Origin of the sequence: Variovorax sp. W2I14 (assembly GCF_050435205.1) — a bacterium.
In the GTDB taxonomy this organism is placed as follows: Bacteria; Pseudomonadota; Gammaproteobacteria; order Burkholderiales; family Burkholderiaceae_C; genus Variovorax; species Variovorax paradoxus_C.
Genome location: NZ_JBNDJX010000001.1, coordinates 7,122,951 through 7,146,725, shown reverse-complemented (window position 1 = coordinate 7,146,725; position 23,775 = coordinate 7,122,951). Strand labels below are relative to the sequence as shown.

Sequence of the window (23,775 nt, the reverse complement as noted above, 5' to 3'; positions counted from 1 at the left end):
GTGCGGTTTCTCAGACGATGCGCTTGACCACTTGGCCCGTGACGCGGGCCAGCGCCGCGCGCGGCACCTTGTCCGGGGCGATCTCGGCGAGCGGCTTCAGAACGAAGGCGCGCTCGCGCATGCGGGGATGCGGCAGGGTCAGCGTGGGCGTGTCCATCACCGAATTGCCGTGCATCAGGAGGTCCAGGTCGAGCGTGCGCGGCGCGTTGGGGAACGGCCTTTCGCGGCCGGCCTGCGTCTCCAGGCGCTGCAATGCCACGAGGAATTGCTCGGCATCCAGGCCGGTTCGCACGGCCACCACGGCGTTGACGAAATCGGGGCCTTCTGCATCCACCGGTTCGCTGCGGTAGAGCGACGAGCGGGCGGTCACCGTGGTGCGCTGCAGCGCGCCGATGGCGGCCATGGCGGCCTTCACCGAAGCCTCGGCATCGCCCAGGTTGGCGCCGATGGCGACGAAGGCCTGTACGGTCGGGTAGTCCTCGCGCGGGCCGCGGGGGCGGCTCGTGGGGGCTCGGGCAGGCGCACGACGTGCGGGGGGGCCGCCGGGCGGGCCCTTCCTGGCGCCGGCCGACGGAGGCTTCGCACCGCCCGCGCGCGGCGGAGCGGCCTTGGCCTTGTCACTGGCCTTGGGGTTCTTCTTGCCGCCCTTCGGCTGGTCGGACGCGCTCATGCGCCGTCGGCGCTTCCGCCGCCCTCACCACCACCGCCACCGGTCCGGGGTTTGCGGCGGCGCCGGCGCTTGCGCACCGCGGGCGCTTCGCCATCGGGCGGCACGGCGCCAGCCTCGACTTCGACTTCTTCGTCCTGTTCCGAATCCTGGACCAGGGCTTCACCCTGGCGCTGCCGGCCGGCCGGCTCGCTGCGTGGCTTCGACGGCGGCGGGGTTTCACGCACCCGCACGCGCTGGCGGGTCTTCTGCTCGTCGCGCACCTGCTCCAGCAGGTCCTGACGGCGCACGTCGTCGGCGGTGCTGAATTCCTGCCACCACTCGGCAATCGCCTCTCCGACCTCGCCCACGTCGGCGCGCAGCCGCATGAAGTCGAAAGCAGCCCGAAAGCGCGCCTGCTCGACCAGGCTGTAGGGCGTGGAGCCGGTGCGCTTGTCGAAGCGCGGCTGCATCATCCAGATCTCGCGCATGTCCGCGGCCAGCTTGCCGCGGCCCGACACGTCGCCGATGCGCGAATTGAACACGTCGTCGATCGCGTCCTGCAGCGCAGGGAACGGCGGCTGCGGACGCTGGCCGTGACGGCCTTCCTGACGCTGGGCCCAGCCGTCGCGCACGTCGGCCCACAGCACGCAGGCCAAGAGGAAACTGGGCGCCACGGGCTTGCCTTCGCCCACGCGGCGGTCGGTGTCCTGCAGGGCCGCCTTCACGAACGGTTGGTCGGCGCGCTCGACCACCACGTCCAGCAGCGGATAGATACCGGTGGCGAGCCCCAGCTTTCGCAGTTGCTCGATCGTCGCAATGGCGTGGCCGGTCTGCAGGAGCTTGAGCATCTCGTCGAACATGCGGCTCTGCGGCACGTCGGCCAGGAGCTTGCTCGACTCGATCAGCGGCGCGGCGGTCTTGGCTTCCATCTTGAAGCCCAGCGCCGCGAGCTTGGCCGAGAAGCGAATGGCGCGAATGATGCGCACCGGGTCTTCGCGGTAGCGGGTGACCGGGTCGCCGATCATGCGAAGCGTGAGCTTCTGGGCGTCCTTGATGCCGTTGTGATAGTCGACCACCACCTGGTTGGCCGGGTCGTAGTACATGGCGTTGACGGTGAAGTCGCGGCGCGCCGCGTCTTCTTCCTGCGGGCCCCAGACGTTGTCGCGCAGCACGCGGCCGCTGGCGTCCACGGCGTGCTTCATGCTCGCGAGCTCGCCCTTGCTGGTGCGCTCATTGCCGGCCACCTGCTCGGCGGCGGCGCTGTCCATGTAGGCACGGAAAGTCGAGACCTCGATCACCTCGTGCTCGCGCCCCCGGCCGTACACCACGTGCACGATGCGAAAGCGCCGGCCGATGATGAAGGCGCGGCGGAACAGCGATTTCACCTGCTCGGGCGTGGCATTGGTGGCCACGTCGAAGTCTTTCGGGCGCAGGCCCAGCAGCAGGTCGCGCACCGCGCCGCCCACCACATAGGCCTCGTAGCCCGCCTGCTGGAGCGTGGTGACCACGTTCTTCGCGCGTTCGTCGACCAGGGCCGGATCGATCTTGTGAACCTCTGCCGGCACCTCCTGGCGCTTGCCGAAGCGGCTCTTGCCCTGCGTGCCGCCGGCGGATTTGCCCAGCAGCTTGTCGATGAATGTCTTGATCATTGGTTGTGAAAGCTCTTCTTATTCGTTTTCGAGCATGGATCGGATCAACGGGATGGTGATCGCGCGTTGTGTCTGGAGCGCGTAGCCGTCGAGTTGCGTGAGCAATTCCATCAGGCTGCCGAGGTCGCGGCTGAAGCGGTGCAGCATGAAATCGAGCACGTCGTCGGACAGCATCACGCCGCGCGCATCGGCCGCCTGGCGCAGCACCGCGCGGCGCTCGGTCTCGCTGAGCACCTGCAGGTGGAACACATGGCCCCAACCCAGGCGGGTGCGCAGGTCTTCGCGAAGCGGCAGGTCGGCCGGCGGCAGCGCGCCGGCGGCGACCACGCCGCGCTGCAGGGTCTGGGCGTTGACGAACCAGTTGAAGGCCGCGTGCTGCTGCACGGCGGTGTAGAGGTGCACGTCGTCGAGCAGCACGGCGCCCCAGCGCTCGTCGAACTCGGGCGGCTCGAGCAGGCCGGCGTGCAGCCAGCCCACGCTCGCGCCCTGCTCGCGCAGTGCGACGCGCACCGATTCGAGCAGATGGGTCTTGCCACTGCCGCCTTCGCCCCAAAGATAGGTGGGCACCGGCGAGTGCAGCGCAGGGCTGCCGGCGCTGCCCACCCACACTTGCAGGTGGCGCAGCGCCGCCTCGTTGGGGCCGGCAAAAAAGGCGTCGAAGCTGGGGCCCGTCGCAATGCCGATATCGAGCGCGAGCTGTTTCATCCCGGGAAGGTTCATGGAGGGGGCCGCTGGGGCCCTTAAAATCAACAGGAATTCTATCGGCCCGGCCGCTCCGGTTGCCGGCGCCTCTACCACCCCGCCTCTTGTGGGCTCTCTTGTTCGCTTTCGCACACCCATGACCTCCCCTACGCCCACCCCGCTCAGCTACAAGGATGCCGGTGTCGATATCGATGCCGGCGACGCGCTGATTGACCGCATCAAGCCCCTGGCCAAGAAGACCATGCGCGAAGGCGTGCTGGCCGGCATCGGCGGTTTCGGCGCCCTGTTCGAGGTGCCCAAGCGCTACAAGGAGCCGGTGCTGGTGAGCGGCACCGACGGCGTGGGCACCAAGCTCAAGCTGGCTTTCGAGTGGAACATGCACGACACCGTCGGCATCGACCTCGTGGCCATGAGCGTCAACGACGTGCTGGTGCAGGGCGCCGAGCCGCTCTTCTTCCTCGACTACTTCGCCTGCGGCAAGCTCGATATCGACACCGCGGCAGCGGTCATCGGCGGCATCGCGCGCGGCTGCGAGCTCTCGGGCTGCGCGCTGATCGGCGGCGAAACCGCCGAAATGCCCGGCATGTACCCCGCCGGCGAGTACGACCTGGCGGGCTTCGCGGTCGGCGCGGTCGAAAAATCGAAGATCCTCACCGGCCAGAACGTGAAGCCCGGCGACGTGGTGCTCGGCCTGGCCTCGGCCGGTGTTCATTCCAACGGTTTCAGCCTGGTGCGCAAGGTGATCGAGCGCGCGGGCGCCGACCTGCCCGCCACGCTCGACGGCAAACCCTTCCGCGAAGCCGTGATGGAGCCCACCCACCTCTACGTGAAGCCGGTGCTCGAGGCGCTGGCCAAGCACCCGATCAAGGCACTGGCCCACATCACCGGCGGCGGCCTGCTCGAGAACATTCCGCGCGTGCTGCCCGAAGGCACCGCCGCCCACCTCAAGAAGGGCAGCTGGCCGCAGACCGAGCTCTTCGCCTGGCTGCAGAAGGTCGCCGGCATCGACGACATCGAGATGAACCGCACCTTCAACAACGGCATCGGCATGGTCGTGGTCATCGATGCGGCCGAAGCCGCCGCCTGCGCTGCCACGCTGCGCGCATCGGGCGAAAAGGTGCATGAGATCGGCGTCATCGCCGAGCGCGGCGCAGGCGCCGCGGTGGTCGTGGGCTGATCGCCCCAGGCTCCTGCCACAACCACACCGAGCAGCGCACCCGAACCCCGGATGGCCAAAAAGCCGCAACCCACCTTCGCCAACGCCGCCGCATCCCCCGCGGCGCCCATCGTCCGGCCCACGGCCTCGCGCGGCGTGATGCTCGCCAGCTACCTGCTGATGCTGGGCGCGCTGATGCTGGTGATGTGGGAGCACCTGCTGCCCGGCCTCATCTGCGTGTGCATCGGCTTCCTCGTCACGCGCCGGTTCGCCCGCCTGCTCGAAAAGGGGTTCCTCCGCATTCCGGCCATGCGCTCCAGCGCCGCTGGCTGGGCCGGGGTGCTGGCGGTGATCGTGGTGTTGCTGGCCCCGGCCGCGCTGGTCACGCTGGGGCTGTCGCAGGCGCGCGAGTACATCGTCGATGCGCCTGACCAGTACCGTGAACTGCTCGACTACACCGCCCGCACGGTGCTCGAACTGCGTTCCAAGCTGCCGCCCGACATCGCGACCTATCTGCCCGAGGGCGCGGCCGAGATCCAGCGCGTGATCGCCAACTACCTGCGCGCGCAGGCCGGCTCGCTCGCGATGGCTGGGCGCGCCTGGCTGCACGGGCTGCTCTTTTCCTATGTCGGGCTGATCGTCGGCAGCCTGGCGGCCGTGGCCGCGGTACCGCTGCGGCGCAAGCCCCTGGCCGAGCAGCTGCACCAGCGCGTGGAGACTTTCGGCGAAGCCTTCGCCCAGATCGTGGCGGCCCAGTTCTGGATCGCCGCCTTCAACACGCTGCTGACCGCCATCTTTTTGCTGTTCCTGATGCCGCTGTGGGGCGCCCACCTGCCCTACACGCCGGCACTCATCACCCTCACCTTCCTGGCGGGGCTGGTGCCGATCGTGGGCAACCTGGTCTGCAATTCGGTGATCACGCTGGTGGGCCTGTCGGTTTCGCCGGTCACGGCGGCGGCCTGCTTGATCTTCCTGATCGTGATCCACAAGGCCGAGTACGTGATCAACGCCAAGGTGGTGGGCGCCCGCACGCAGATGAGCGTGTGGGAGCTGCTGGCGGTGATGTTCGTGGCCGAGGCGGTGTTCGGGCCGGCCGGGCTGGTGGCGGCGCCGCTGTACTACGCGTACCTGAAGAAAGAGCTGCAGGCCGCATCGCTGGTCTGACGGCTTGGCAGGACAGCATCGATGTCCTGATCTGATCGGTTCTGGTCCGCTTCGGCGCGGACCGAACCCCTGGCGGCGCACAAGAATTGGCGGCATCATCCACTCCGCTTCCGCGCCAGCCACCGCCATGAAAACCTGTCTGATTGTGATCGACGCCCAGGAATCGTTCCGCCAGCGCGCCTATTGGAACGAAGGCGTCGCGGCGCCCTACTTCGCCGCCCAGAACGCGCTGATCGAAGGCGCCGCAGCGGCGGGCCTGCCGATCGTGCGCATCTTCCACGTCGACGAGCCCAGCAACGCGAGCAACCCGTTCGCCGTGGAATCGGGCCATGTCCACCCCATCGGCGGGCTCGTGCCGTTCCAGGCTGCCGCCACCTTCACCAAGCACCGCCACAGCGCGCTGGTCAACAGCGGGCTCGATGTCTGGCTCACCGAGAACGGCATCCGCCGGCTGATCGTGAGCGGCATCCGCACCGAGCAATGCTGCGAAACCACCACCCGCCACGCCTCGGACCTGGGCTGGGAAGTCGACTACGTGACCGATGCCACGCTGACCTTCGACATGGTTCAGCCGGATGGCCGGCCGCTGCTGGCGGCCGACATCAAGTCGCGAACGGCCGCCGTGCTGGCCGGCCGTTTCGCGACGATCTGCAGCGTGCCGCAGGCGCTGGAACGCGCTGGTTCAGCGGCATGACCGCCCTGCGCGTGCTGATCCTGGCCTACGACGGCGTCGAGGCGCTGGATTTCGTCGGCCCCTTCGAGGTGTTCACCACCGCCAGCCGCGTCAGCCAGCGCCTGCGGCGGGGCACGGCGGCGCCGTTCGAAGTCGCGTCGGTCGCGCTCGCATCGCCCGGCCAGCCCTTACAGGCGCGAGCCGGCCTGCAACTGCTCGCCGACCACACCATTGCAAGCAACCCTGTAGCCGACGTGCTGATCGTTCCCGGCGGCGTGGTCGATGCGCCAATGGCGAGCCCCGAGACCTTGCACTGGATCGCCGATTGCGCGGCCGGCGCGCAGATCGTCGCCTCGGTCTGCACCGGCGTCTTCCTGCTCGCCAGGAGCGGCGTGGTCACGCAGGAGGCCGTCACCACGCACTGGGAAGACATCGCCGACCTGCGCGCGCAGTTCCCGAAACTCGAAGTGCGCGACGATGTGCGCTGGGTCGACACCGGCCGCATCGTCAGTTCGGCCGGGATCAGCGCAGGCATCGACATGAGCCTGCACCTGGTCGAGCGCCTCGCAGGCCGTGCGTTGGCCGAACGCACCGCACGCCAGATGGACTACGCATGGACCCACAACAGCAGCCACCCATCCGCGTAGTTTTCGTGCTGCTCCCCGGCAGCCTCGTGCTCGACTGGGCCGGGCCGGCCGAGGCACTGCGGATCGCGAACCAGCGGCTCGTGGCGTCGGGCCGGCCCGAGCGTTTCGCGATCGAGTTCGCCAGCCCGCGGCCGACGTCCATGGCCTCGGTCGGCGTCGCGCTCGCCGGGCTCTCGCCCCTGCCCGCGCAATGGGACGGCCCCGCCTGGGTCGTGCTCGTCGGCCTGACCGGCCAGACCATCGCCATCGACAACCCCGAGACACAGGACCTGCTGCACTGGCTGCGCGGCCAGCGTTTCGAGCGCGGCCGCGTGGAGTTGGTCACGGTCTGCGCAGGCGCGGTGCTGGCCGCGCATGCCGGCGCGCTCGCTGGGCGGCGCGCCACCACGCACCACCATCACCTGGACGAACTGCGCATGGTCGAGCCGCGTTGCGACGTGGTGAGCAACCGCGTGTTCGTGATCGATCCGCCGCTCTACAGCAGCGCGGGCGTCACGACCGGCATCGACCTCGTGCTGCACCGCATCGCCGAAACCTGCGGCGAAGCGCTCGCGGCGCAGGTGGCGCAGACCATGGTGGTGGCGCAGCGGCGCGGCCCGCACGATCCGGAGCTCTCGCCCTTTCTCGCCTACCGCAACCACCTGCACGCCGCGCTGCACCGCGTGCAGGACGCCGTCAGCGAACAGCCGCAGGCTGACTGGAGCGTGCCGCGCATGGCGGATGTGGCCCACACCTCGGCGCGGCACCTCACGCGGCTCTTCGTGGAGCATGCGGGCGTGGCGCCGCTGGCCTATCTGCGGCGGCTGCGGCTTGCGGCGGCGCAACTGGCGCTGTCGTCAGGCGCGAGCGTGACGCGGGCGGCGGAGCTGTCGGGCTTCGGCTCCGACACGCAATTGCGGCGGGCGTGGCATCAGTTCGGATTGCCGGGCTCGCCGTCGGAAGCGAACGCGGCGCTGAAAAGCTAACGGTCAGTCCGTGCAGGCCCGCGCACGCGCACGCAGCAACGCCTGCTCGCGCGTGTTGCGCGTGAGCGAGGCGGCGCGATCGAATTCCTTGCGCGCCTCGTCGCGGCGGCCGAGCTTGAAGAGCAAGTCGCCTCGCACTGTCGGCAGCAGGTGGTAGCCCTTGAGCGCCGGCTCGTCCATGAGCGCATCGACCACCTCGAGCCCCGCCGCCGGCCCGAAGGCCATCGACAGCGCGACCGCGCGGTTGAGCTCGACGATGGGCGACGGCGCGAGTTCGGCCAGCGCGTCGTAGAGCGCGGCGATGCGCGGCCAGTCGGTTTCGTCGGCGGTGCGCGCGCGGCCGTGGCAGGCGGCGATGGCGGCCTGCAGGGCGTAGGGGCCGAGCGCGCCAAGCGCTTCGGCGCGCGCCAGGCCTGCGAGGCCGCGGCGGATCAGCATCTGGTCCCAGCGCGCGCGGTTCTGTTCGAGCAGCAGCACCGGTTCGCCCGAGGCGCCGACGCGCGCGGCCGTGCGGGAGGCCTGGATTTCCATCAGCGCCACGAGGCCGTGCACCTCCGACGCATCGGGCACCAGCCCGGCCACGATGCGGCCCAGGCGCATCGCCTCGTCGCAGAGCGCGGGGCGCATCCAGTCGTCGCCGGCGGTGGCGGAGTAGCCCTCGTTGAAGATCAGATAGAGCACCTCGAGCACCGAGGCCAGGCGCCCTTCGAGTTCGTGGCGGCGCGGCACCTCGAAAGGCACGCGCGCCTCGAGCAGGGTGCGCTTGGCGCGCACGATGCGCTGCGCCACGGTGGCTTCGGGCACGAGGAAAGCACGGGCGATCTCGTCGGTCGTGAGGCCGCCCATGAGCCGCAATGTGAGCGCCACGCGCGCCTCGGTCGAAAGCACCGGGTGGCAGGCAGTGAAGACGAGGCGCAAGAGGTCGTCGCCGATGTCATCGTCAAGCGCCGCATCGACCGCCTCGGCGAAATCGGCCTGCGCCATCTCGTGCTGCGCGTCGAGTTCGCGGCCGATCTCGGGCGCCTTGCGTTCGGCCAGCTGGCCGTGGCGCAGGCGGTCGAGGGCTCGGTGCTTGGCCACCTGCGTGAGCCAGGCGGCGGGGTTGTCGGGCACGCCGGCCCCGGGCCATTGCTCAAGGGCGGCGACCAACGCGTCCTGCGCCAGTTCTTCGGCCAGGCCCACGTCGCGCACCATGCGCGCGACGGTGGCGATGATCTTGGCCGATTCCATGCGCCAGACGGCGTCGATGGCGCGGTGGATGGCCGCTTCGTTGCTGCTGTCGCTCACGCTACATCCGCCTCTTTTGCGCTCATTGCGCGCGCTAGCATGCGGCCATGAAACAGTGTCTTCTGATCCTGTGCCTCATCCTGGGCAGCGCCCAGGCTGCCGAGGTGGAACGCAACAGCCTCGGCATGGCCTTCGTCAAGTTGCCGGCCGGCGAATTCATGATGGGCAGCGACGAGACGCCCGAAGCGCTGGCCGCCGCCTACCCCGAGCTGCCGAAGGAGCGTTTCACCAAGCTGGGCGACGAAGGGCCGGTGCATCGCGTGCGCATCACGCGCTCGTTCTGGATGGGTCAGCACGAGGTGACGGTTGGCCAGTTCCGCCGTTTTGTCGAAGCCTCGGGCTATGTGCCGGAATCGATCGCCGATGGCACCGGCGGCTACGGCTGGCGCGCCGACTACGACCCGGCCACGACCCGGCGCGGCGATGCCTTCGAAGGGCGCGACGTGCGCTACTCCTGGCGCAACCCGGGCTTTGCACAAAGCGACGAGCACCCCGTGGTCAATGTGACCTGGAACGACGCGCAGGCGCTTGCCGCTTGGCTGAGCAAGTCCGAAGGCAAGCACTATCGGCTGCCGACCGAGGCAGAGTGGGAATACGCCTGCCGCGCCGGCACCCGCACGCGCTACAGCGCGGGCGACGATCCGCAATCGCTGCTGCGCACGGCCAACGTGTTCGATGCGCGCACCGCCAGGTACTGGCCGCGCTGGGCGTCGATGGCGCTGAAGGGCGACGACGGCTTCGCGTTCACCGCGCCGGTCGGCAGCTTCGCGCCGAACGCCTGGGGCCTCTACGACATGCACGGCAATGCCTGGGAGTGGGTGGCCGATTGGCATGGCGAGGAATACTACGCGCGCTCCCCGGTCGACGACCCGCAGGGCCCGGCCGAGGGCACGGTGCGGGTGCGCCGCGGGGGCTCCTGGCACACCTGGCCCTTCTACGCGCGCGCCGCATACCGCAACTGGAACGCACCGGACACGCGCTACACGCTCGTGGGCATCCGGCTGGTTCGCGAACAGTAAGACGGTTATTTTTTCACCGTCTGCATCGACGGGAAGCTCTCGGCCACGGCCTGCAGGTCGGGCGAATAATCTTCCAGTTCCTGGATCTGCCGCACCTCGATGACCTCGTTCTCCCCGCCCGGGCAGCGCGTGGCCCATTCGATGGCCTCGGCGCGCGAGGCGACCTCGATGACCCAGTAGCCGCCCAGCACTTCCTTGACCTCGGCGAAGGGGCCGTCGACCACCTTCGGCTTGCGCCCCGGAAAGCTCACGCGCGCGCCCATCGAGGGTGGATGCAGGCCGTCGCAGCTGATCAGCACGCCGGCTTTCTGCAGGGATTCGTTGTAGGCCATCATCGCGGCCATCGCCTCGCGGTCCTCGGGCATCGTGCCGGGCGCGGCCGTCTCGTAGCCGTGGGGAATCATCAGCATCATGAATCGCATGGTGTGTCTCCTTGGGATTCGATGGGCTCAGCCGGCGGCGCCGGTGCGCTTGGCGGATTCGGTGCGCAGGCGTTCTTCCTGGGCCAGCAGTTCGGGGGTCATCGAATCACCGAAGTCGGTGGCTTCGAACACCTGGCGGATCTCGATCTCGCCTTCCTGGAAGGGGCTGCGCTTGATCCACTCGATGGCTTCTTCCTTCGACTTGACCTGCAGCAGCCAGAAGCCGGCCAGCAGTTCCTTGGTTTCGGCGAAGGGGCCGTCGATGACGGTGCGCTTCAGGCCCTCGCAGCGCACGCGCGCGCCCTTGGAACTGGGATGCAGGCCCTCGCCCGCCAGCAGCACGCCGGCCTTGACCAGCTCTTCGTTGAATTTGCCCATCTCCGTGAGGATCTCGGTGCTGGGCATCACGCCTGCTTCGGAATCCTTGTTCGCCTTGACCAGAATCATGAATCGCATGTCGTTTCTCCTGAGGGTTGATGAAATCGGGAGCCGTTGAAATTGCGTGCTCCTGTACTCACGTCGGACGAGCGGACGCCGGATCGACACCCTCGCATCGGTCCAGTTGTAATTTTGTATTTCTGAAATTCAGGGCAGGTAGCCGCAGAAACGCAGCACGTGGCCGTCGGGTTCGCGGATCGCGAATTCGCGCAGGCCCCAGGGTTGGGAGACGGGCGGCTCGATGACCGTCACGCCGCGCTTCACATAGGCGTCGTGCAGGCCGTCGATGTCCTTGCCTACATGGATGACGATTTCGCCGCGCCAGGGTGGAGTTCCGCGGGTGTTGCACTGCCAGAGGCGCAGGTAGACGGGATCGCCGTAGCTGCGGTCGCCCTTTTTCACCCGCGCATAGCTGGGCGGCTCGCCGGCGATGAAGTCGAGTTCGAAGCCCAGCACGTCGCGAAACCAGCGTGCGGCGCGGGACACATCCGATACGGGCAAGACCGGCTGCACACCATGGAATTCGTGCAGGGTGCCCAGGTCGGGCGCCGTGCCGCTCACGCCGGCCTTGGCGGTCATCCGTTGGCCGTTCGGCGCAAGGCGGCCACGCGCTCGGCGATGGCGTCGATGTCCAGGGCGTCCTCGGCGTGGGTCAGGTAGACCTCCAGGTCGTGCACCGCCAGCGCGGTGTTGCCCTGCTCCGCGTGCGCGATGCCGCGGTCGCGGTACTCGCCCCAGGCGCTGGGCAAGAGCGCGATCAGGCGATCCTGCACCGCGATGGCACGTTGCCAGTCTTCCTGCGCGCGGTGCACTTCCTTGAGGTTGCGCAGCATGCGGCCGATGATTTCGCGCGAACTGGCCGGCTGCAGGTAGAGGCCGAGCGGCACGTCGAAGTCGCCGACCAGCCCGTTGCTGCGCTTGTAGGGCTCCAGCCGCTCGCCCAGTTCTTCGCGCGAGAGCGACTTGCCGGTGAACGGATCGATCACCACCTGCCCCTTGGGCAGTGTCACCTTGAGCATGAAGTGCCCCGGAAAACCGATGCCGCGCGCCTGCAGCCCGAGGCCCTGCGCCAGTTCCATCCACAGCACCGCCAGCGAAATCGGAATGCCGCGGCGGGTGCGCAGCACGGCGTTCAGGTAGCTGTTGTCGGGGTCGTAGTAGTCGTTGACGTTGCCGCCGAAATTCAGGTCGTTGAAGAAGAACTGGTTCAGCGCGCGCAGCCGGGCGAGCGGTGCGGCGTCAGCCGGCAGGCGGCGCTTCAGGCGGGCGAGGAGCTGGTCGACGTCGCCGAGGACCTGCTGGACGTCGAGCTCGGGGTATTCGTCCTGCGCCAGGCTGGCGGCCGCCTCGAGCAGCGGGAAATGGTCATCGCTGCGGACGAGCGATTCGAAATATTCCAGAGCGGTTGGGACCTGAAATGTGAACGTCATGTGTCTTTGTAGAGGAGCATCCGGGGAGCGTCAAGGCGGGACACATGCGTATTGCACAGGTATCGCCAGGTGGCCTAACGGCGCATGAAACTGCGCAGCCGCACCCCGACGGCCGCCAGGATGGCGAAATAGATCAGCGCGGCGCCGGCGACTAGCGCGGCCAGAAGGCCGATGCGGTGCAGGGGCTGCGCGCGCAGGCCGATCCAGTCGAAATAGCGTGCGCCCCACACCAGGAAAGCCGCCAGCACCAGCGTACCGGCCAAAACCTGCAGCGTGAACTTGCCCCAGCCGGGTTCCGGCTTGTAGCTGCCGCGGCGCACGAGGCCCACCAGCAGCCAGGTTGCATTGACCAGCGCGCCGATGGCGATCGTGAGCGTCAGCGCCGCATGCTGCAGCACCGGCACCAGGAAGAAATTGAGCACCTGGGTGAAGACCAGCACGCCCACCGCGATCAGCATCGGTGTGCGCGTGTCCTGCTTGGCGTAGTAGCCCGGCGCGAGGATCTTGATGGCCACGATGCCGACGAGGCCCACGCCGTAGCCCATCAGCGCCAGGGTGGTGCGTTTCACGTCCTCGTCACCGAAGGCGCCGTTGTGGAAGAGCACGGCGACCAGCGGCTGCGCGAAGAACAAAAGCGCGATGGCGCACGGGGCCGAGAGCAGCACCACGAGGCGCAGGCCCCAGTCGAGGAGCGCGGAATAGCGCGCGTCGTCCTTGGCTGCGCGCGCGCTGGACAGCTGCGGCATCAGCACCACGCCGAGCGCGACGCCGAGCATCGCGGTGGGGAACTCCATCAAGCGGTCGGCGTTGACCACCCAGGTCACGCTGCCGGTTGCGAGGTGCGAGGCGATCTGCGTGTTGATAAGCAGCGAGATCTGCGCGACGCTCACGCCCAGCAGGGCAGGGAGCATCAGCTTCATCACCTTGCGGGTGGTCGGGTCGGTCCAGGCGGCGCGCAGCGCCTTGAAGCTCGCGCCGACGCGCGGCATCAGGTTGAGCGCGCGCAATGCCGGGATCTGCAGGGCCAGCTGCAGCACGCCCCCGACCAGCACGCCCACGCACTGCGCGTAGATTGGCTCGATGCCATAGCGCCGAAACAGCGGCGCGCCGACCACGATGGAAAAGATCAGCGCCAGGTTCAGCAGCACCGGCGACGCCGCCGGCACCGCGAACTTGCGCCATGTATTGAGAATGCCGCCCGCCAACGCCACCAGCGACATGAAGCCGATGTAGGGGAACATCCAGCGCGTCATGACGATGGCCGCGTCGAATCCCTTCAAGCCGCTGGCCATGGCCCAGACCAGGAGCGGCGCGCCGACCACGCCGGCCACGCAGACCACCAGAAGCGTCCAGGTCAGCAGCGTCGCGACGTGGTCGATCAGCTCCTTGGCGCCCTCTTCGCCGCCTTCGGTCTTGCGCCCGGCCAGCACCGGCACGAAGGCCTGGCTGAAGGCGCCTTCGCCGAAGACCCGCCGGAACAGGTTGGGGATGCGGAAGGCGACGTTGAAGGCGTCGGTGAGCGCGCTGACGCCGAACACCGAGGCAAAGAGCACATCGCGCACGAGGCCCGTGATGCGCGAGGCGAGGGTCAGGAGGGAGACGGTGGAGGCGGATTTGAGCAGGGACACGGTGGGCGAGTGTAGGGCCCCGAAAGCGACCGGAAACCGCGCCCAAAAGACCCGATTCGGAGGAAAAGCCAACCCGGCCTATAATGGAAGGCTTTGCTGCATCATCCTCAGACACCTAAGGAACTAAATCATGGCATCCGCCAAGCCCAAGAAAAAGAACCCGCGCCTCGCCTCCGGCCGTAAGCGCGTCCGCCAGGACACCAAGCTCAACGCTGCGAACACCTCGCTGCGCTCCAAATACCGTACCGCGGTCAAGAACGTCGAAAAGGCTGTTCTGGCTGGCGACAAGACCAAGGCAAGCGAACTGTTCGCGAAGGCCCAGAGCATCGTCGACACCGTCGCCGACAAGGGCATCTTCCACAAGAACAAGGCAGCCCGCGACAAGAGCCGCCTGTCGGCCAAGGTCAAGGCCCTCGCCCTCGCGCCTGAAAAGGCCGCCGCCTGACACCAGTCAGGCAAGCCCGGACCGGAATTCTCCGGTCCGCCGTTTGATCGGGGTGCGCTGCAGCAAAGTGTAAAAAACCGCCTTCGGGCGGTTTTTTCATGGGCGTTCGGTTTCGGATTTGCCGGTCAGTCGGCTTTGGGCTGCTCGACGGGAATCACTGGCGCGGCGGGCTCCGACCGCACAGCAGCCGCCACCGGCGTTTGCGCGGCCTTAGGTGCAGCCGGTGCGGGCGCCGCCGGACACACCTCGGAGACCTGCAGGTCGTTGTCCTTGGCGAAGTTCACGCAGAAATCCCAGGCCATGGGCTCGGCATCGCGCAGGTCGCGGTTCACGATCACGCACTTGACCCCGTTGATGCTCGTCGGCACGCACCACGGCGAATAGCTCAGATAGCTGCCCGGAAAGGCGCCGCCGGGCCGGAAGGAGCTCATGACGCCCGCCAGCCGCTCGGCCCAGTCGCTGGGGCGGAAGGTCCGGCCATCACGGGTGATGCCCTGGATGAAGATTTCTTTGGCGGTGGGGGAAATCATCGTTGATTGAGGCGACCGAAACAGGTGCTGCGGTGCAGCAACGGATTCTATCCGGGGCACTTTTTGCATCCTGAAGAGCGGGCATTGCTGTAATGCGGAATCCTCAACGAAGCCGTCAAAACGCACGCCTAGAATCCGCGTTCCCTATCTGGAGAACCCAATGAGCGCTACCGCCCAACCCACCTCGCCCCACGTCATGAACACCTACGGTCGCCTGCCGATCGCACTGTCGCATGGCCAGGGCTGCCGAGTCTGGGACACCGCGGGCAAGGCCTACCTCGACGGCCTGGGCGGCATCGCCGTCAACACGCTGGGCCACAACCACCCCGAGCTGGTGCCCGCGCTGCAGGACCAGCTGGCCAAGCTGATCCACAGCTCCAACTACTACCACGTGACCGGCCAGGAACAGCTCGCCACCAAGCTGACCGAGCTCTCGGGCCTGACCAACGCCTTCTTCTGCTGCACCGGCCTCGAAGCCAACGAAGCGGCCCTGAAGCTGGCGCGCAAGTACGGCCACGACAAGGGCATCGAGCGTCCCGAAATCGTCGTCTACGAAGCCGCCTTCCACGGCCGCAGCATCGCCACCCTGTCGGCCACCGGCAACCCCAAGGTGCAGGCCGGTTTCGGCCCGCTGGTCGAGGGCTTCATCCGCGTGCCGCTGAACGACATCGAGGCGCTCAAGAAGGCCACCGAAGGCAACCCCAACGTGGTGGCCGTGTTCTTCGAGACCATCCAGGGCGAAGGCGGCATCAACCCGATGCGCGTGGACTACCTGAAGCAGGTGCGCCAGCTTTGCGACGAGCGCGACTGGCTCATGATGATCGACGAAGTGCAGTGCGGCATGGGCCGCACCGGCAAGTGGTTCGCCCACCAGTGGGCGGGCATCAAGCCCGACGTGATGCCGCTGGCCAAGGGCCTGGGCTCGGGCGTTCCGATCGGCGCCGTGGTGGCCGGCCCGAAGGCCGCCAACATCTTCGGACCGGGCAACCACGGCACCACCTTCGGCGGCAACCCGCTTGCGATGCGTGCCGGCGTGGAAACCATCCGCATCATGGAAGAGCACAAGCTGCTCGAGAACGCCGCCACCGTCGGCGCGCACCTGAAAGCCGCACTGGAACGCGAAATCGGCGGCCTGCCCGGCGTGAAGGAAATCCGCGGCCAGGGCCTGATGCTCGGCATCGAGCTCGATCGTCCCTGCGGCGTGATCCTGAACCGCGCATGCGACGCCGGCCTGCTCCTGAGCGTGACCGCCGACAAGGTGATCCGCCTCGTGCCACCGCTCATCCTGAGCATTGCCGAGGCCGACGAAATCGTCGCGATCCTCGCGCCGATCGTCAAAAACTTCCTGTCGGAGCCTGCCGCGCAATGACGACCGCCACGACACAGCCCACCATCCGCCACTACCTGCAGTTCGCCGACCTCACGGCCGACGACTACGTCTACCTCTTCGATCGCATGGCGATCATCAAGAAGAAGTTCAAGACGTATGAAAAGCACCAGCCGCTGGTCGACCGCACGCTGGCCATGATCTTCGAGAAGGCCAGCACGCGCACCCGCGTGAGCTTCGAGGCCGGCATGTACCAGCTCGGCGGCAGCGTGGTGCACCTGACCACCGGCGACAGCCAACTGGGCCGCGCCGAACCCATCGAGGACAGCGCCAAGGTCATCAGCCGCATGGTCGACCTCGTGATGATCCGCACCTACGAGCAGACCAAGATCGATGCCTTCGCTGCGCACTCGCGCGTGCCGGTCATCAACGGCCTCACGAACGAGTTCCACCCCTGCCAGATCCTCGCGGACATCTTCACGTACATCGAGCATCGCGGCTCGATCCAAGGCAAGACCGTGGCCTGGGTGGGCGACGGCAACAACATGGCCAACACCTGGCTGCAGGCGGCCGAGATCCTGGGCTTCACGGTGCATGTGAGCACGCCCAGCGGCTACGAGGTCGACCAGTCGATCGCGGGCATCCGCTCGGGCGACAGCTACAAGGTCTTCAAGGACCCGATGGAAGCCTGCCGCGGCGCCGACCTCGTCACCACCGACGTCTGGACCAGCATGGGCTACGAGGCCGAGAACGAGGCACGCCGCAAGGCCTTTGCCGACTGGTGCGTCGACGAGGACATGATGCGCATCGCGCAGCCCGGCGCCCTCTTCATGCACTGCCTGCCCGCACACCGGGGCGAGGAAGTACAGGCCGAGGTCATCGACGGACCGCAGTCGGTGGTGTGGGACGAGGCCGAGAACCGCCTGCACGCACAAAAGGCGCTGATGGAGTTCCTGCTGCTCGGCAGGCTCTGACGAGCACCTGAAGAAGAAGGCGCAGCCGCGTGTCCCCTTGCCAGCAATGCGGCGCCTGCTGCGCCAGCTACCGGGTCGACTTCAGCGTGCATGAGCTCGACGACAACGGCGGCCGCGTGCCGTCGGGCCTTGCGGTCGAGGTGAACGACGCGCTCTGCCGCATGCGCGGCACCGACCACACGCCGATGCGGTGCGCAGCGCTCACCGGAAAGATCGGCCAGACGGTCGCCTGCGGCATCTACGAATGGCGCCCCAACCCGTGCCACGAGCTGCAGTCCGGCAGCGACGCCTGCGAACGGGCGCGCGCCCGGCACGGACTCCCCGCGCTGGACGCCTGAGCCACAGCATCTGGTCACGCGGTGTGTTGGAAATAACCGACACCACGACCCCTCGCCCGGCGCTAACTTCGCGCCATGCGTTCTCTGCAACCCCAACCCCGCGTCTGGGACATCTCCCCTCCGGTGCATGAAGGCGCGCCGGTGTTCCCCGGCGACACGCCCTACCAGCAGCGCTGGGCCGCGACCATTTCACCGGAGTGCCCGGTCAACGTCAGCGAGATCAAGCTCTCGCCCCACATCGGCGCGCATGCCGATGCGCCCCTGCACTACGACCCCGAAGGCCAGACCATCGGCCACGTCGATCTCGCGCCCTTCCTCGGCCCGTGCCGGGTGATCCATGCGATCGCCAAGGGGCCGCTGATCGAGTGGGAGCACATCGCCCACGCGGTCACCAGCGACCTGCCGCCCCGCGTGCTGGTGCGCACCTACGCCACCATGCCGGTCGGCCACTGGGACCCGCAACTGGCGGCCTACGCGCCCGCCACCGTCGAGCGGCTCGCCGCCATGGGCGTGAAGCTCATCGGCATCGACACCGCCAGCATCGACCCGGCCGACAGCAAGACGCTGGAGAGCCACCAACGCATCCGCCGCCTGGACCTGCGCGTGCTCGAGAACCTCGTGCTCGACGCCGTGCCCGAGGGCGACTACGAACTCATCGCGCTGCCGCTCAAGCTGGTGAGCGCCGATGCCTCCCCCGTTCGCGCCGTGCTGCGCGATCTTCCCCGCTGAAACCTGCCCCCATGACAACCCTTGCAGACTGCCGCGCGCTCGACGCGCAAGACCCGCTGCGCGCCCTGCGCGATCAGTTCATCCTTCCCGAGGGCGTGCTGTACCTCGACGGCAACTCGCTCGGCGTACTGCCCAAGTCCGCACCAGCCCGCATCGCCGAAGTGGTGACCAAGGAATGGGGCGAAGGCCTCATCCGCTCCTGGAACACCGCGAGCTGGTTCGACCTGCCGCAGCGCCTGGGCGACAAGGTGTCCCGGCTCATCGGCGCAGCGCCCGGCGAAGTGGTGTGTACCGACAGCACCTCGGTCAATCTCTACAAGGTGCTGTTCGCCGCGCTCTCGCAGCAGAAGGAAAGCGGCCGCAAGCTGGTGGTGAGCGAGCGCAGCAACTTCCCGACCGACCTCTACATCGCCGAGTCGCTGTGCCGCGAGCGCGGCTTCACGCTCAAGCTGATCGACGCGAGCGAACTTCCCGCGGTGCTGACAGACGAAGTGGCCGTGCTGATGCTCACGCACGTCAACTACCGCACCGGCGCCATGCACGACATGAAGGCAATCACCGCCGCCGCGCACGCAGCCGGCGCGCTCACGGTGTGGGACCTCGCGCACAGCGCGGGCGCCGTGCCGGTCGCGCTCAACGACAGCAACGCCGACTACGCGATCGGTTGCGGCTACAAGTATCTGAACGGCGGCCCCGGCGCACCGGCTTTCGCCTGGGTCAATACGAAGCACGCGGGCCAGTTCGAGCAGCCGCTGTCGGGTTGGTGGGGCCATGCGGCGCCCTTTGAATTCACGCCGCACTACCGGCCCGCGCCAGGCGTCGGCCGCTATCTCTGCGGCACCCAACCCATCATCGCGCTGGCGGGTCTGGAATGCGGCCTGGACACCGTGCTTGCCGCCGAAGCCTTCAACAAGGACCAGGGCGCGATGGCTGCGCTGCGCACCAAGTCGCTCGCGCTCACCGACCTCTTCATCGCACTGGTCGAAGAACGCTGCGCCGGACAAGGGCTCTCGCTCATCACCCCGCGCGACCACGCACAGCGCGGCTCGCAGGTCTGCCTCAGCCGCGAAGAAGGCGCCTACGCCATCGTGCAGGCGCTGATCGCGCGCGGCGTCATCGGCGACTACCGCGCCGGCGATTCGCAGATGCCCGACATCCTGCGCTTCGGCTTCACGCCGCTGTACGTCGGCTTCGAGGACGTGTGGAACTCGGTCGAACATCTCGTGCAGGTGCTCGAATCCGGCGAGTGGAAGCGCGAAGAATTCAGCCGCAAGAACGCAGTGACCTGAGCAACGCCTCCGCATGAAACACCGATTGATCGCGTTCTTCGCGTCGCTCCTGATGCTGGCTGCCCCGGCCTTCGCGCAGCAGCCGAACTTCACCCTGCCCCAACTCAAGGCCTTCGTCGCCATGTCTCCCGACGCCTTCCGGCAGGAGATCAAGCGCCAGGGCTTCTCTTACCGGGACAAGACCACGACCGAGTGGGTCAGCATGATCGAGTACGACAGGTTCGCGGGCGACCACACCACCAACGTCATGAAGTCCACCTATGTGGAAAGCCGCGCCGGCGAGGACAGCATCCAGTTCTCCACGACCGACAAGGCCGTCTTCGATGTGCTCGTGAAGGAAGCTCGCGCCGCGGGCTACGCACCGGCCGACAAGGGCCGCATCCCGGGCGGCGAGACCTACCAGGAGTTCAAGCGCAAGAACGAGGTCGTGCGCTTCGTCTATCCGAAGAAAGAATCCGGCATGGGCCTGTCTTCCTACACCGCCGTGGTCTGGCGATGACCGGCCGGCACACATCATGAGCATCGACAAATCCCCCGAGAACATCGTCCACGAAGAGAAAGCGCAGCTGGACTTCAGCAAGTCCATGAGCTACGGCGACTACCTGCACCTCGACGAGATCCTCAACGCCCAGCACCCGCTTTCGCCCGCGCACGACGAAATGCTGTTCATCGTGCAGCACCAGACCAGCGAACTCTGGATGAAGCTGATGCTGCACGAGCTGCGCGCCGCCACCACCTGCATCGCCAACGAGAAGCTGGCCGACGCCTTCAAGATGCTCGCGCGCGTGAGCCGCATCATGGAGCAGCTCGTGAGCGCATGGACCGTGCTCTCGACCATGACGCCGCCCGAGTACACGGCGATGCGCCCCTACCTCGCCAACTCCAGCGGCTTCCAGAGCGCGCAGTACCGCTGCATCGAGTTCGCGCTCGGCAACAAGAACGCCGCGATGCTCAAGCCGCATGCGCACCGCGCCGATCTGCTCGCGCAGGTCGAGGAGGCCTACCGCTCGCCGTCGCTCTACGACGAGTCGCTGCGGCTCCTTGCGCGCCACGGCCTGCCGGTGCCTGCCGACCGGCTGGAGCGCGACTGGACGCAGCCCTATGAATCGAGCGACGGCGTCGAGGCGGCATGGCTCGTGGTCTACCGCAACCCGCACGACCACTGGGACCTGTACCAACTCGGCGAGAAGCTCACCGACCTCGAAGACGCCTTCCGCCTCTGGCGCTTCCGCCATGTGACCACGGTCGAGCGCGTGATCGGGTTCAAGCGCGGCACCGGCGGCACGGGCGGCGTGAGCTACCTGCGCAAGATGCTCGATGTGGTGCTGTTTCCCGAAATCTGGAAGCTGCGCACCGACCTCTGAGCGTCACAGGCCGCGTGCAACAATCGCCGCGGCACCGGACCTTCAAGACTCGACAAGGCAGGCGATTCGTCGCTTTCCTTGTGCTGCGGGGCACCCCCGCGGTGGATGGATGGGTACACATTTCGGCGCGAAAGCATCACTGCGCTGTCGCGCAGCGCAGCTGGCGCATCACCGGCTGGTTGAAGGGCCGGTTGCCACCTTCGTTCCACTTCACCGCCTTCATGACGACGCGCGAACCGAGCTACAGGGAATGGATTGCACGCGGCCTCGCGCATGCCCTGTTGGCGGATGCGAGGCAGCCCGGCGGCACCACGCCGGATGCGTTGCGTGCGCGGGCCGAGGCGGCGTTGGGCGTCAACCTGCCGTGGCTGAAGCTGCTGGCAGAAGAACTCGGCAAGCGGTCGCTCGCAACTTGGGAGCGCACCGATCTTCCCGGACTGACGCAGGCGATCCTCGATACGCCAGCGCTGGAACTCGCCTTCGAACAGGATGAACTTCCCCGCATCCACAGGCTCATCCTGCGGCCTGCCGAGATGCTCCCGCGCCCGATGGGCCTCGATCACTTCGCCTTGCCTCGATTGCCCACGCTGGCCGATCTCGCGCTGTGGCTCGAACTCGAACCCGACCGCCTCGCGTGGCTCACCGCCGCGTCGCAAGCCTTCCGTACACCCGACGCATCGAGCCCTCGCCCCGCATCGCACTACCGCTACCAGTTGCAGCCCAAGCGCCTCGGCGGCCTGCGGTTGCTCGAGATTCCCAAGGCTGACCTCAAGCGTGTGCAGCGCCGCATCCTCGAAGACCTGCTGCAGCGGGTGCCGGTGCACGAGGCGGCCCATGGTTTCGTGCAGGAGCGCTCGGTGGCGAGCCATGCGGCCGCGCACGTTGGCCAGGAGGTGGTGATCGGCTTCGACCTGCGCGACTTCTTTCCCAGCGTTCGCGCCTCGCGCGTGCACGCGCTGTGGCGCACGCTGGGCTATCCCGAGGGCGTGGCGCGCGCGCTCACCGCGCTGTGCACGCACCGCACGTCGGCAGCGGTGATCGAACGCCTTCGCGACGATGGCGGGCTCGACTGGATGGGCGCCAAGCGTCTGGCCGAGCCGCATCTGCCGCAGGGTTCACCCTGCTCGCCCGCGCTGGCGAACCTCTGCGCCTTTCGCCTCGACCTGCGGCTCGAGGGCCTCGCGTGGGTTTTCGGCGCGACCTACACGCGCTATGCGGACGATCTCGTGTTCTCGGGGCCCGCGTCGCTGCGCGGACGGTTCAGCGCGCTGCGTGCCTGGGTCGATGGCATCGCCGCCGACGAGGGTTTCGCGCTTCATCCGCGCAAGGTGCGCTGCATGCCGCGGCATCACCAGCAGCGCGTGACAGGCGTGGTCGTGAACGAGAAAGCGAATACGCCGCGCGCCGACTTCGACCGGTTGAAGGCGGTGCTGCATCAGTGCGTGCTGCACGGCCCCGCGAGCCAGAACCGCGCGAAAGTGGCCGACTTCCGTGGCCACCTGCTCGGCCACATCGCGTGGATCGGCCAGTTCAATCCGGCGCGCAAGGCGAGGCTGATGCGCCTCTTCGAACGCATCGAATGGCCAGTCGTTTCGCAATCAACAGGCTGAACGCTCGCATGTACCGGTTGCCACACCCGCGCAAAGCGCTACATTTTTGGCAACAACGACGGAGGCCACTGCCATGCACAACATCCGGTTCTCACCCGACGAGATATCCACCTTGCGGGCACACGGCGTCGTGATGTTCGCGGACCGCGTGATCTTCGATGCGCAGCCGCCAATGCCGGCGCAGCAGATCGCCGCCGTGCAGGCCCTCTGCGCAGGACCGATTCCCGAGGCACTGGTCGCGTTGTGGCAAGAGACGGCGGGCGGGCGCCTCGACTACGACCTCGCGCTGCCGATGAACGGCAACATCGAGAGCGTGAGCTGGTCGGAACTCTTCTGGGACGGCAGCGACGGTTACCACGACCTGCAGGGCTGGATCGAGCACGAGCAGGCGCTGGCCAAAGACGCCGCCGCCGAGAACGGCGCGCCCTGGAACGGCAAGCTCACGCACCTGCCGTTCGGCGGCTTCGAGTACCTCGACCGCATCTACGCCGTGGTCGAGCCCGGCGAGGCGTACGGCCGGGTCATCGCATGGAAGCAGGGCCTGCCGCCGGCCTGGACGCACGCCTTGCACGAAGACACGTTGAGCACCATCGCACCGGACCTGCAAGACGCGTTCGCCGCGCTGCACCTCGACGAAGACCCGCTGGCCCCCACGAGCGATTACTTCTCGGGCCAGACCCTGCTGCAGTACCTGGACGACCGCCACCAGGACCACGGGCTGGACCTCGACCTGATGGACAAGCTGGTCACCTTCTATTGCCGCGCCGTGGTCGACTGGCGCACGCCGCTCGCGGACGGCACGCTGCGCCATCACCCGGCGCTCGCGCGCGCGGCGCTGCATCACGCAATCGCGACCGACGATGCGCCGCTGGTGGTCGATCTGGCGGCTTCGGGCGTGAGCTTCGACGGGCCGCAGCAAGGCAGCGCCCTCGCGACCGACGTGGCGTTGAGCCAGAGTGCCTTCTCAGCGGCCGCGGCCTTGGTGCGTGCGGGCGCGCCGGTGGCGGCCGACGCCTTGCGCAACGTCGATGGCCAGATCGCGCCCGAGCTCACGAGCGCGCTGCTGGCCAACGGTGCCGAGCCGAGCGTGGCGGCCATCGTCAAGTGCGTGGCATGCGGTGCGCCCGCGAGCGCGCATCTCATCGCCGATGCCTGCACCGAAGCCGGCATCGACGTGCCGCCGGCCTTTGTCGCGGAACGCGATGCGATGCTGGCGGAACTGGAAACGACGTTGGTGAAAGTGCGCGATGGCTCGCTCGGGCACTACCTCGGGCCGGAAGGGCTGGCGGAACGCATCGAGCACCTGCAGACCTTCAGGCTCTGAAGGTCCGAGGGTTCAT

26 protein-coding genes are annotated in these 23,775 nt (G+C 67.8%); 16 read left to right on the top strand and 10 right to left on the bottom strand.

The features are described from left to right. Positions 1 to 10: 10 nt before the first annotated feature. Genes folK through hda form a run of 3 tightly spaced genes read right to left on the bottom strand, consistent with a single transcriptional unit; the run spans position 11 to position 3,003 of the window. Positions 11 to 670 (bottom strand): 2-amino-4-hydroxy-6-hydroxymethyldihydropteridine diphosphokinase, encoded by a 660-nt coding sequence (gene folK / locus QF040_RS33190; RefSeq protein ID WP_429614438.1) that lies wholly within the window; start codon positions 668 to 670, stop codon positions 11 to 13. Continuing rightward, positions 667 to 2,298, bottom strand: coding sequence for a polynucleotide adenylyltransferase PcnB (pcnB, locus tag QF040_RS33185; RefSeq protein WP_013540073.1), 1,632 nt, complete (start codon positions 2,296 to 2,298; stop codon positions 667 to 669). The genes folK and pcnB overlap by 4 nt, the downstream gene beginning before the upstream one ends. An 18-nt stretch (positions 2,299 to 2,316) precedes the next feature. After that, the gene (hda, locus tag QF040_RS33180; protein WP_041942819.1) at positions 2,317 to 3,003 is read right to left on the bottom strand and encodes a DnaA regulatory inactivator Hda; all 687 of its coding nucleotides are present in this window, start codon (positions 3,001 to 3,003) and stop codon (positions 2,317 to 2,319) included. A 133-nt stretch (positions 3,004 to 3,136) separates the two neighbouring features. On the opposite strand from hda, the gene purM reads away from it, so the two are divergent. From purM to QF040_RS33155, 5 genes are all read left to right on the top strand, one after another. After that, complete coding sequence (gene purM, locus QF040_RS33175) at positions 3,137 to 4,177, top strand: phosphoribosylformylglycinamidine cyclo-ligase (protein ID WP_429614437.1); 1,041 nt, start codon at positions 3,137 to 3,139, stop codon at positions 4,175 to 4,177. 51 nt (positions 4,178 to 4,228) lie between these two features. Then, positions 4,229 to 5,320 carry an AI-2E family transporter gene (locus tag QF040_RS33170; RefSeq protein ID WP_429614436.1) on the top strand — a complete coding sequence of 364 codons (1,092 nt, stop codon included), beginning with the start codon at positions 4,229 to 4,231 and terminating at the stop codon, positions 5,318 to 5,320. 127 nt (positions 5,321 to 5,447) lie between these two features. Further along, entirely contained in the window at positions 5,448 to 6,014 is a 567-nt protein-coding gene (locus QF040_RS33165; RefSeq protein ID WP_429614435.1) for an isochorismatase family protein, read from the top strand. Continuing rightward, a complete protein-coding gene (locus QF040_RS33160) occupies positions 6,011 to 6,640 on the top strand; it encodes a DJ-1/PfpI family protein (RefSeq protein WP_429614434.1) in 630 nt (209 codons plus the stop codon). The genes QF040_RS33165 and QF040_RS33160 overlap by 4 nt, the downstream gene beginning before the upstream one ends. Further along, positions 6,607 to 7,605: a GlxA family transcriptional regulator gene (locus QF040_RS33155; RefSeq protein WP_429614433.1), complete on the top strand. Its 999-nt coding sequence runs from the start codon at positions 6,607 to 6,609 to the stop codon at positions 7,603 to 7,605. Before QF040_RS33160 ends, QF040_RS33155 begins: the two co-directional genes overlap by 34 nt. 3 nt (positions 7,606 to 7,608) lie before the next feature. Here QF040_RS33155 and QF040_RS33150 read toward each other — a convergent pair whose 3' ends face one another. Further along, on the bottom strand, positions 7,609 to 8,835 hold the full coding sequence (locus QF040_RS33150; RefSeq protein ID WP_429614728.1) for an RNA polymerase sigma factor: 1,227 nt from the start codon (positions 8,833 to 8,835) through the stop codon (positions 7,609 to 7,611). 104 nt (positions 8,836 to 8,939) lie between these two features. Between QF040_RS33150 and QF040_RS33145 the strand changes: the two genes are divergently transcribed. Then, positions 8,940 to 9,911 (top strand): formylglycine-generating enzyme family protein, encoded by a 972-nt coding sequence (locus QF040_RS33145; protein ID WP_429614432.1) that lies wholly within the window; start codon positions 8,940 to 8,942, stop codon positions 9,909 to 9,911. Positions 9,912 to 9,916: 5 nt separating this feature from the next. On the opposite strand, the gene QF040_RS33140 is transcribed toward QF040_RS33145, so the two are convergent. The 5 genes from QF040_RS33140 to murJ form a co-directional block, all read right to left on the bottom strand. After that, complete coding sequence (locus QF040_RS33140) at positions 9,917 to 10,333, bottom strand: YciI family protein (protein ID WP_013540064.1); 417 nt, start codon at positions 10,331 to 10,333, stop codon at positions 9,917 to 9,919. A 27-nt stretch (positions 10,334 to 10,360) separates the two neighbouring features. Further along, complete coding sequence (locus tag QF040_RS33135) at positions 10,361 to 10,789, bottom strand: YciI family protein (RefSeq protein WP_429614431.1); 429 nt, start codon at positions 10,787 to 10,789, stop codon at positions 10,361 to 10,363. A 129-nt stretch (positions 10,790 to 10,918) separates the two neighbouring features. Beyond that, positions 10,919 to 11,350, bottom strand: a complete 432-nt coding sequence (locus QF040_RS33130) for a bleomycin resistance protein (RefSeq protein WP_429614430.1) — start codon at positions 11,348 to 11,350, stop codon at positions 10,919 to 10,921. Then, entirely contained in the window at positions 11,347 to 12,201 is an 855-nt protein-coding gene (locus tag QF040_RS33125; RefSeq protein ID WP_013540061.1) for a SirB1 family protein, read from the bottom strand. The genes QF040_RS33130 and QF040_RS33125 overlap by 4 nt, the downstream gene beginning before the upstream one ends. 74 nt (positions 12,202 to 12,275) lie before the next feature. After that, on the bottom strand, positions 12,276 to 13,829 hold the full coding sequence (gene murJ, locus QF040_RS33120; RefSeq protein WP_429614429.1) for a murein biosynthesis integral membrane protein MurJ: 1,554 nt from the start codon (positions 13,827 to 13,829) through the stop codon (positions 12,276 to 12,278). Between the two features lie 130 nt (positions 13,830 to 13,959). On the opposite strand from murJ, the gene rpsT reads away from it, so the two are divergent. Beyond that, positions 13,960 to 14,274 carry a 30S ribosomal protein S20 gene (gene rpsT, locus QF040_RS33115; protein WP_007831346.1) on the top strand — a complete coding sequence of 105 codons (315 nt, stop codon included), beginning with the start codon at positions 13,960 to 13,962 and terminating at the stop codon, positions 14,272 to 14,274. Between the two features lie 125 nt (positions 14,275 to 14,399). On the opposite strand, the gene QF040_RS33110 is transcribed toward rpsT, so the two are convergent. Continuing rightward, positions 14,400 to 14,804, bottom strand: coding sequence for a DUF3579 domain-containing protein (locus QF040_RS33110; protein WP_429614428.1), 405 nt, complete (start codon positions 14,802 to 14,804; stop codon positions 14,400 to 14,402). A 160-nt stretch (positions 14,805 to 14,964) separates the two neighbouring features. On the opposite strand from QF040_RS33110, the gene QF040_RS33105 reads away from it, so the two are divergent. The 9 genes from QF040_RS33105 to QF040_RS33065 all read left to right on the top strand — a co-directional run bounded on the left by QF040_RS33105 (position 14,965) and on the right by QF040_RS33065 (position 23,759). Beyond that, positions 14,965 to 16,173 (top strand): aspartate aminotransferase family protein, encoded by a 1,209-nt coding sequence (locus tag QF040_RS33105; protein WP_429614427.1) that lies wholly within the window; start codon positions 14,965 to 14,967, stop codon positions 16,171 to 16,173. Next, the gene (gene argF, locus QF040_RS33100) at positions 16,170 to 17,105 is read left to right on the top strand and encodes an ornithine carbamoyltransferase (RefSeq protein ID WP_429614426.1); all 936 of its coding nucleotides are present in this window, start codon (positions 16,170 to 16,172) and stop codon (positions 17,103 to 17,105) included. Before QF040_RS33105 ends, argF begins: the two co-directional genes overlap by 4 nt. 29 nt (positions 17,106 to 17,134) lie before the next feature. After that, complete coding sequence (locus QF040_RS33095; RefSeq protein ID WP_429614425.1) at positions 17,135 to 17,443, top strand: YkgJ family cysteine cluster protein; 309 nt, start codon at positions 17,135 to 17,137, stop codon at positions 17,441 to 17,443. Between the two features lie 75 nt (positions 17,444 to 17,518). Beyond that, the gene (gene kynB, locus QF040_RS33090) at positions 17,519 to 18,172 is read left to right on the top strand and encodes an arylformamidase (RefSeq protein ID WP_013540055.1); all 654 of its coding nucleotides are present in this window, start codon (positions 17,519 to 17,521) and stop codon (positions 18,170 to 18,172) included. A gap of 11 nt (positions 18,173 to 18,183) precedes the next feature. Beyond that, entirely contained in the window at positions 18,184 to 19,461 is a 1,278-nt protein-coding gene (gene kynU, locus QF040_RS33085) for a kynureninase (protein ID WP_429614424.1), read from the top strand. 13 nt (positions 19,462 to 19,474) lie between these two features. Further along, entirely contained in the window at positions 19,475 to 19,960 is a 486-nt protein-coding gene (locus tag QF040_RS33080; RefSeq protein ID WP_429614423.1) for a hypothetical protein, read from the top strand. Between the two features lie 16 nt (positions 19,961 to 19,976). Beyond that, positions 19,977 to 20,825 (top strand): tryptophan 2,3-dioxygenase, encoded by an 849-nt coding sequence (gene kynA / locus QF040_RS33075; protein ID WP_429614422.1) that lies wholly within the window; start codon positions 19,977 to 19,979, stop codon positions 20,823 to 20,825. A gap of 221 nt (positions 20,826 to 21,046) precedes the next feature. Beyond that, the gene (locus QF040_RS33070) at positions 21,047 to 22,435 is read left to right on the top strand and encodes a reverse transcriptase family protein (protein WP_429614421.1); all 1,389 of its coding nucleotides are present in this window, start codon (positions 21,047 to 21,049) and stop codon (positions 22,433 to 22,435) included. Between the two features lie 73 nt (positions 22,436 to 22,508). After that, complete coding sequence (locus tag QF040_RS33065) at positions 22,509 to 23,759, top strand: SMI1/KNR4 family protein (RefSeq protein WP_429614420.1); 1,251 nt, start codon at positions 22,509 to 22,511, stop codon at positions 23,757 to 23,759. The last annotated feature ends 16 nt before the right edge of the window (positions 23,760 to 23,775 follow it).

What these genes read in the sequence shown, in the direction of transcription:
- folK (WP_429614438.1), bottom strand. Translation starts at nt 670, where the DNA reads ATGAGCGCGTCCGACCAGCCGAAGGGCGGCAAGAAGAACCCCAAGGCC.
- pcnB (WP_013540073.1), bottom strand. Translation starts at nt 2,298, where the DNA reads ATGATCAAGACATTCATCGACAAGCTGCTGGGCAAATCCGCCGGCGGC.
- hda (WP_041942819.1), bottom strand. Translation starts at nt 3,003, where the DNA reads ATGAAACAGCTCGCGCTCGATATCGGCATTGCGACGGGCCCCAGCTTC.
- purM (WP_429614437.1), top strand. Translation starts at nt 3,137, where the DNA reads ATGACCTCCCCTACGCCCACCCCGCTCAGCTACAAGGATGCCGGTGTC.
- QF040_RS33170 (WP_429614436.1), top strand. Translation starts at nt 4,229, where the DNA reads ATGGCCAAAAAGCCGCAACCCACCTTCGCCAACGCCGCCGCATCCCCC.
- QF040_RS33165 (WP_429614435.1), top strand. Translation starts at nt 5,448, where the DNA reads ATGAAAACCTGTCTGATTGTGATCGACGCCCAGGAATCGTTCCGCCAG.
- QF040_RS33160 (WP_429614434.1), top strand. Translation starts at nt 6,011, where the DNA reads ATGACCGCCCTGCGCGTGCTGATCCTGGCCTACGACGGCGTCGAGGCG.
- QF040_RS33155 (WP_429614433.1), top strand. Translation starts at nt 6,607, where the DNA reads ATGGACCCACAACAGCAGCCACCCATCCGCGTAGTTTTCGTGCTGCTC.
- QF040_RS33150 (WP_429614728.1), bottom strand. Translation starts at nt 8,835, where the DNA reads ATGGAATCGGCCAAGATCATCGCCACCGTCGCGCGCATGGTGCGCGAC.
- QF040_RS33145 (WP_429614432.1), top strand. Translation starts at nt 8,940, where the DNA reads ATGAAACAGTGTCTTCTGATCCTGTGCCTCATCCTGGGCAGCGCCCAG.
- QF040_RS33140 (WP_013540064.1), bottom strand. Translation starts at nt 10,333, where the DNA reads ATGCGATTCATGATGCTGATGATTCCCCACGGCTACGAGACGGCCGCG.
- QF040_RS33135 (WP_429614431.1), bottom strand. Translation starts at nt 10,789, where the DNA reads ATGCGATTCATGATTCTGGTCAAGGCGAACAAGGATTCCGAAGCAGGC.
- QF040_RS33130 (WP_429614430.1), bottom strand. Translation starts at nt 11,350, where the DNA reads ATGACCGCCAAGGCCGGCGTGAGCGGCACGGCGCCCGACCTGGGCACC.
- QF040_RS33125 (WP_013540061.1), bottom strand. Translation starts at nt 12,201, where the DNA reads ATGACGTTCACATTTCAGGTCCCAACCGCTCTGGAATATTTCGAATCG.
- rpsT (WP_007831346.1), top strand. Translation starts at nt 13,960, where the DNA reads ATGGCATCCGCCAAGCCCAAGAAAAAGAACCCGCGCCTCGCCTCCGGC.
- QF040_RS33110 (WP_429614428.1), bottom strand. Translation starts at nt 14,804, where the DNA reads ATGATTTCCCCCACCGCCAAAGAAATCTTCATCCAGGGCATCACCCGT.
- QF040_RS33105 (WP_429614427.1), top strand. Translation starts at nt 14,965, where the DNA reads ATGAGCGCTACCGCCCAACCCACCTCGCCCCACGTCATGAACACCTAC.
- argF (WP_429614426.1), top strand. Translation starts at nt 16,170, where the DNA reads ATGACGACCGCCACGACACAGCCCACCATCCGCCACTACCTGCAGTTC.
- kynB (WP_013540055.1), top strand. Translation starts at nt 17,519, where the DNA reads ATGCGTTCTCTGCAACCCCAACCCCGCGTCTGGGACATCTCCCCTCCG.
- kynU (WP_429614424.1), top strand. Translation starts at nt 18,184, where the DNA reads ATGACAACCCTTGCAGACTGCCGCGCGCTCGACGCGCAAGACCCGCTG.
- QF040_RS33080 (WP_429614423.1), top strand. Translation starts at nt 19,475, where the DNA reads ATGAAACACCGATTGATCGCGTTCTTCGCGTCGCTCCTGATGCTGGCT.
- kynA (WP_429614422.1), top strand. Translation starts at nt 19,977, where the DNA reads ATGAGCATCGACAAATCCCCCGAGAACATCGTCCACGAAGAGAAAGCG.
- QF040_RS33070 (WP_429614421.1), top strand. Translation starts at nt 21,047, where the DNA reads ATGACGACGCGCGAACCGAGCTACAGGGAATGGATTGCACGCGGCCTC.
- QF040_RS33065 (WP_429614420.1), top strand. Translation starts at nt 22,509, where the DNA reads ATGCACAACATCCGGTTCTCACCCGACGAGATATCCACCTTGCGGGCA.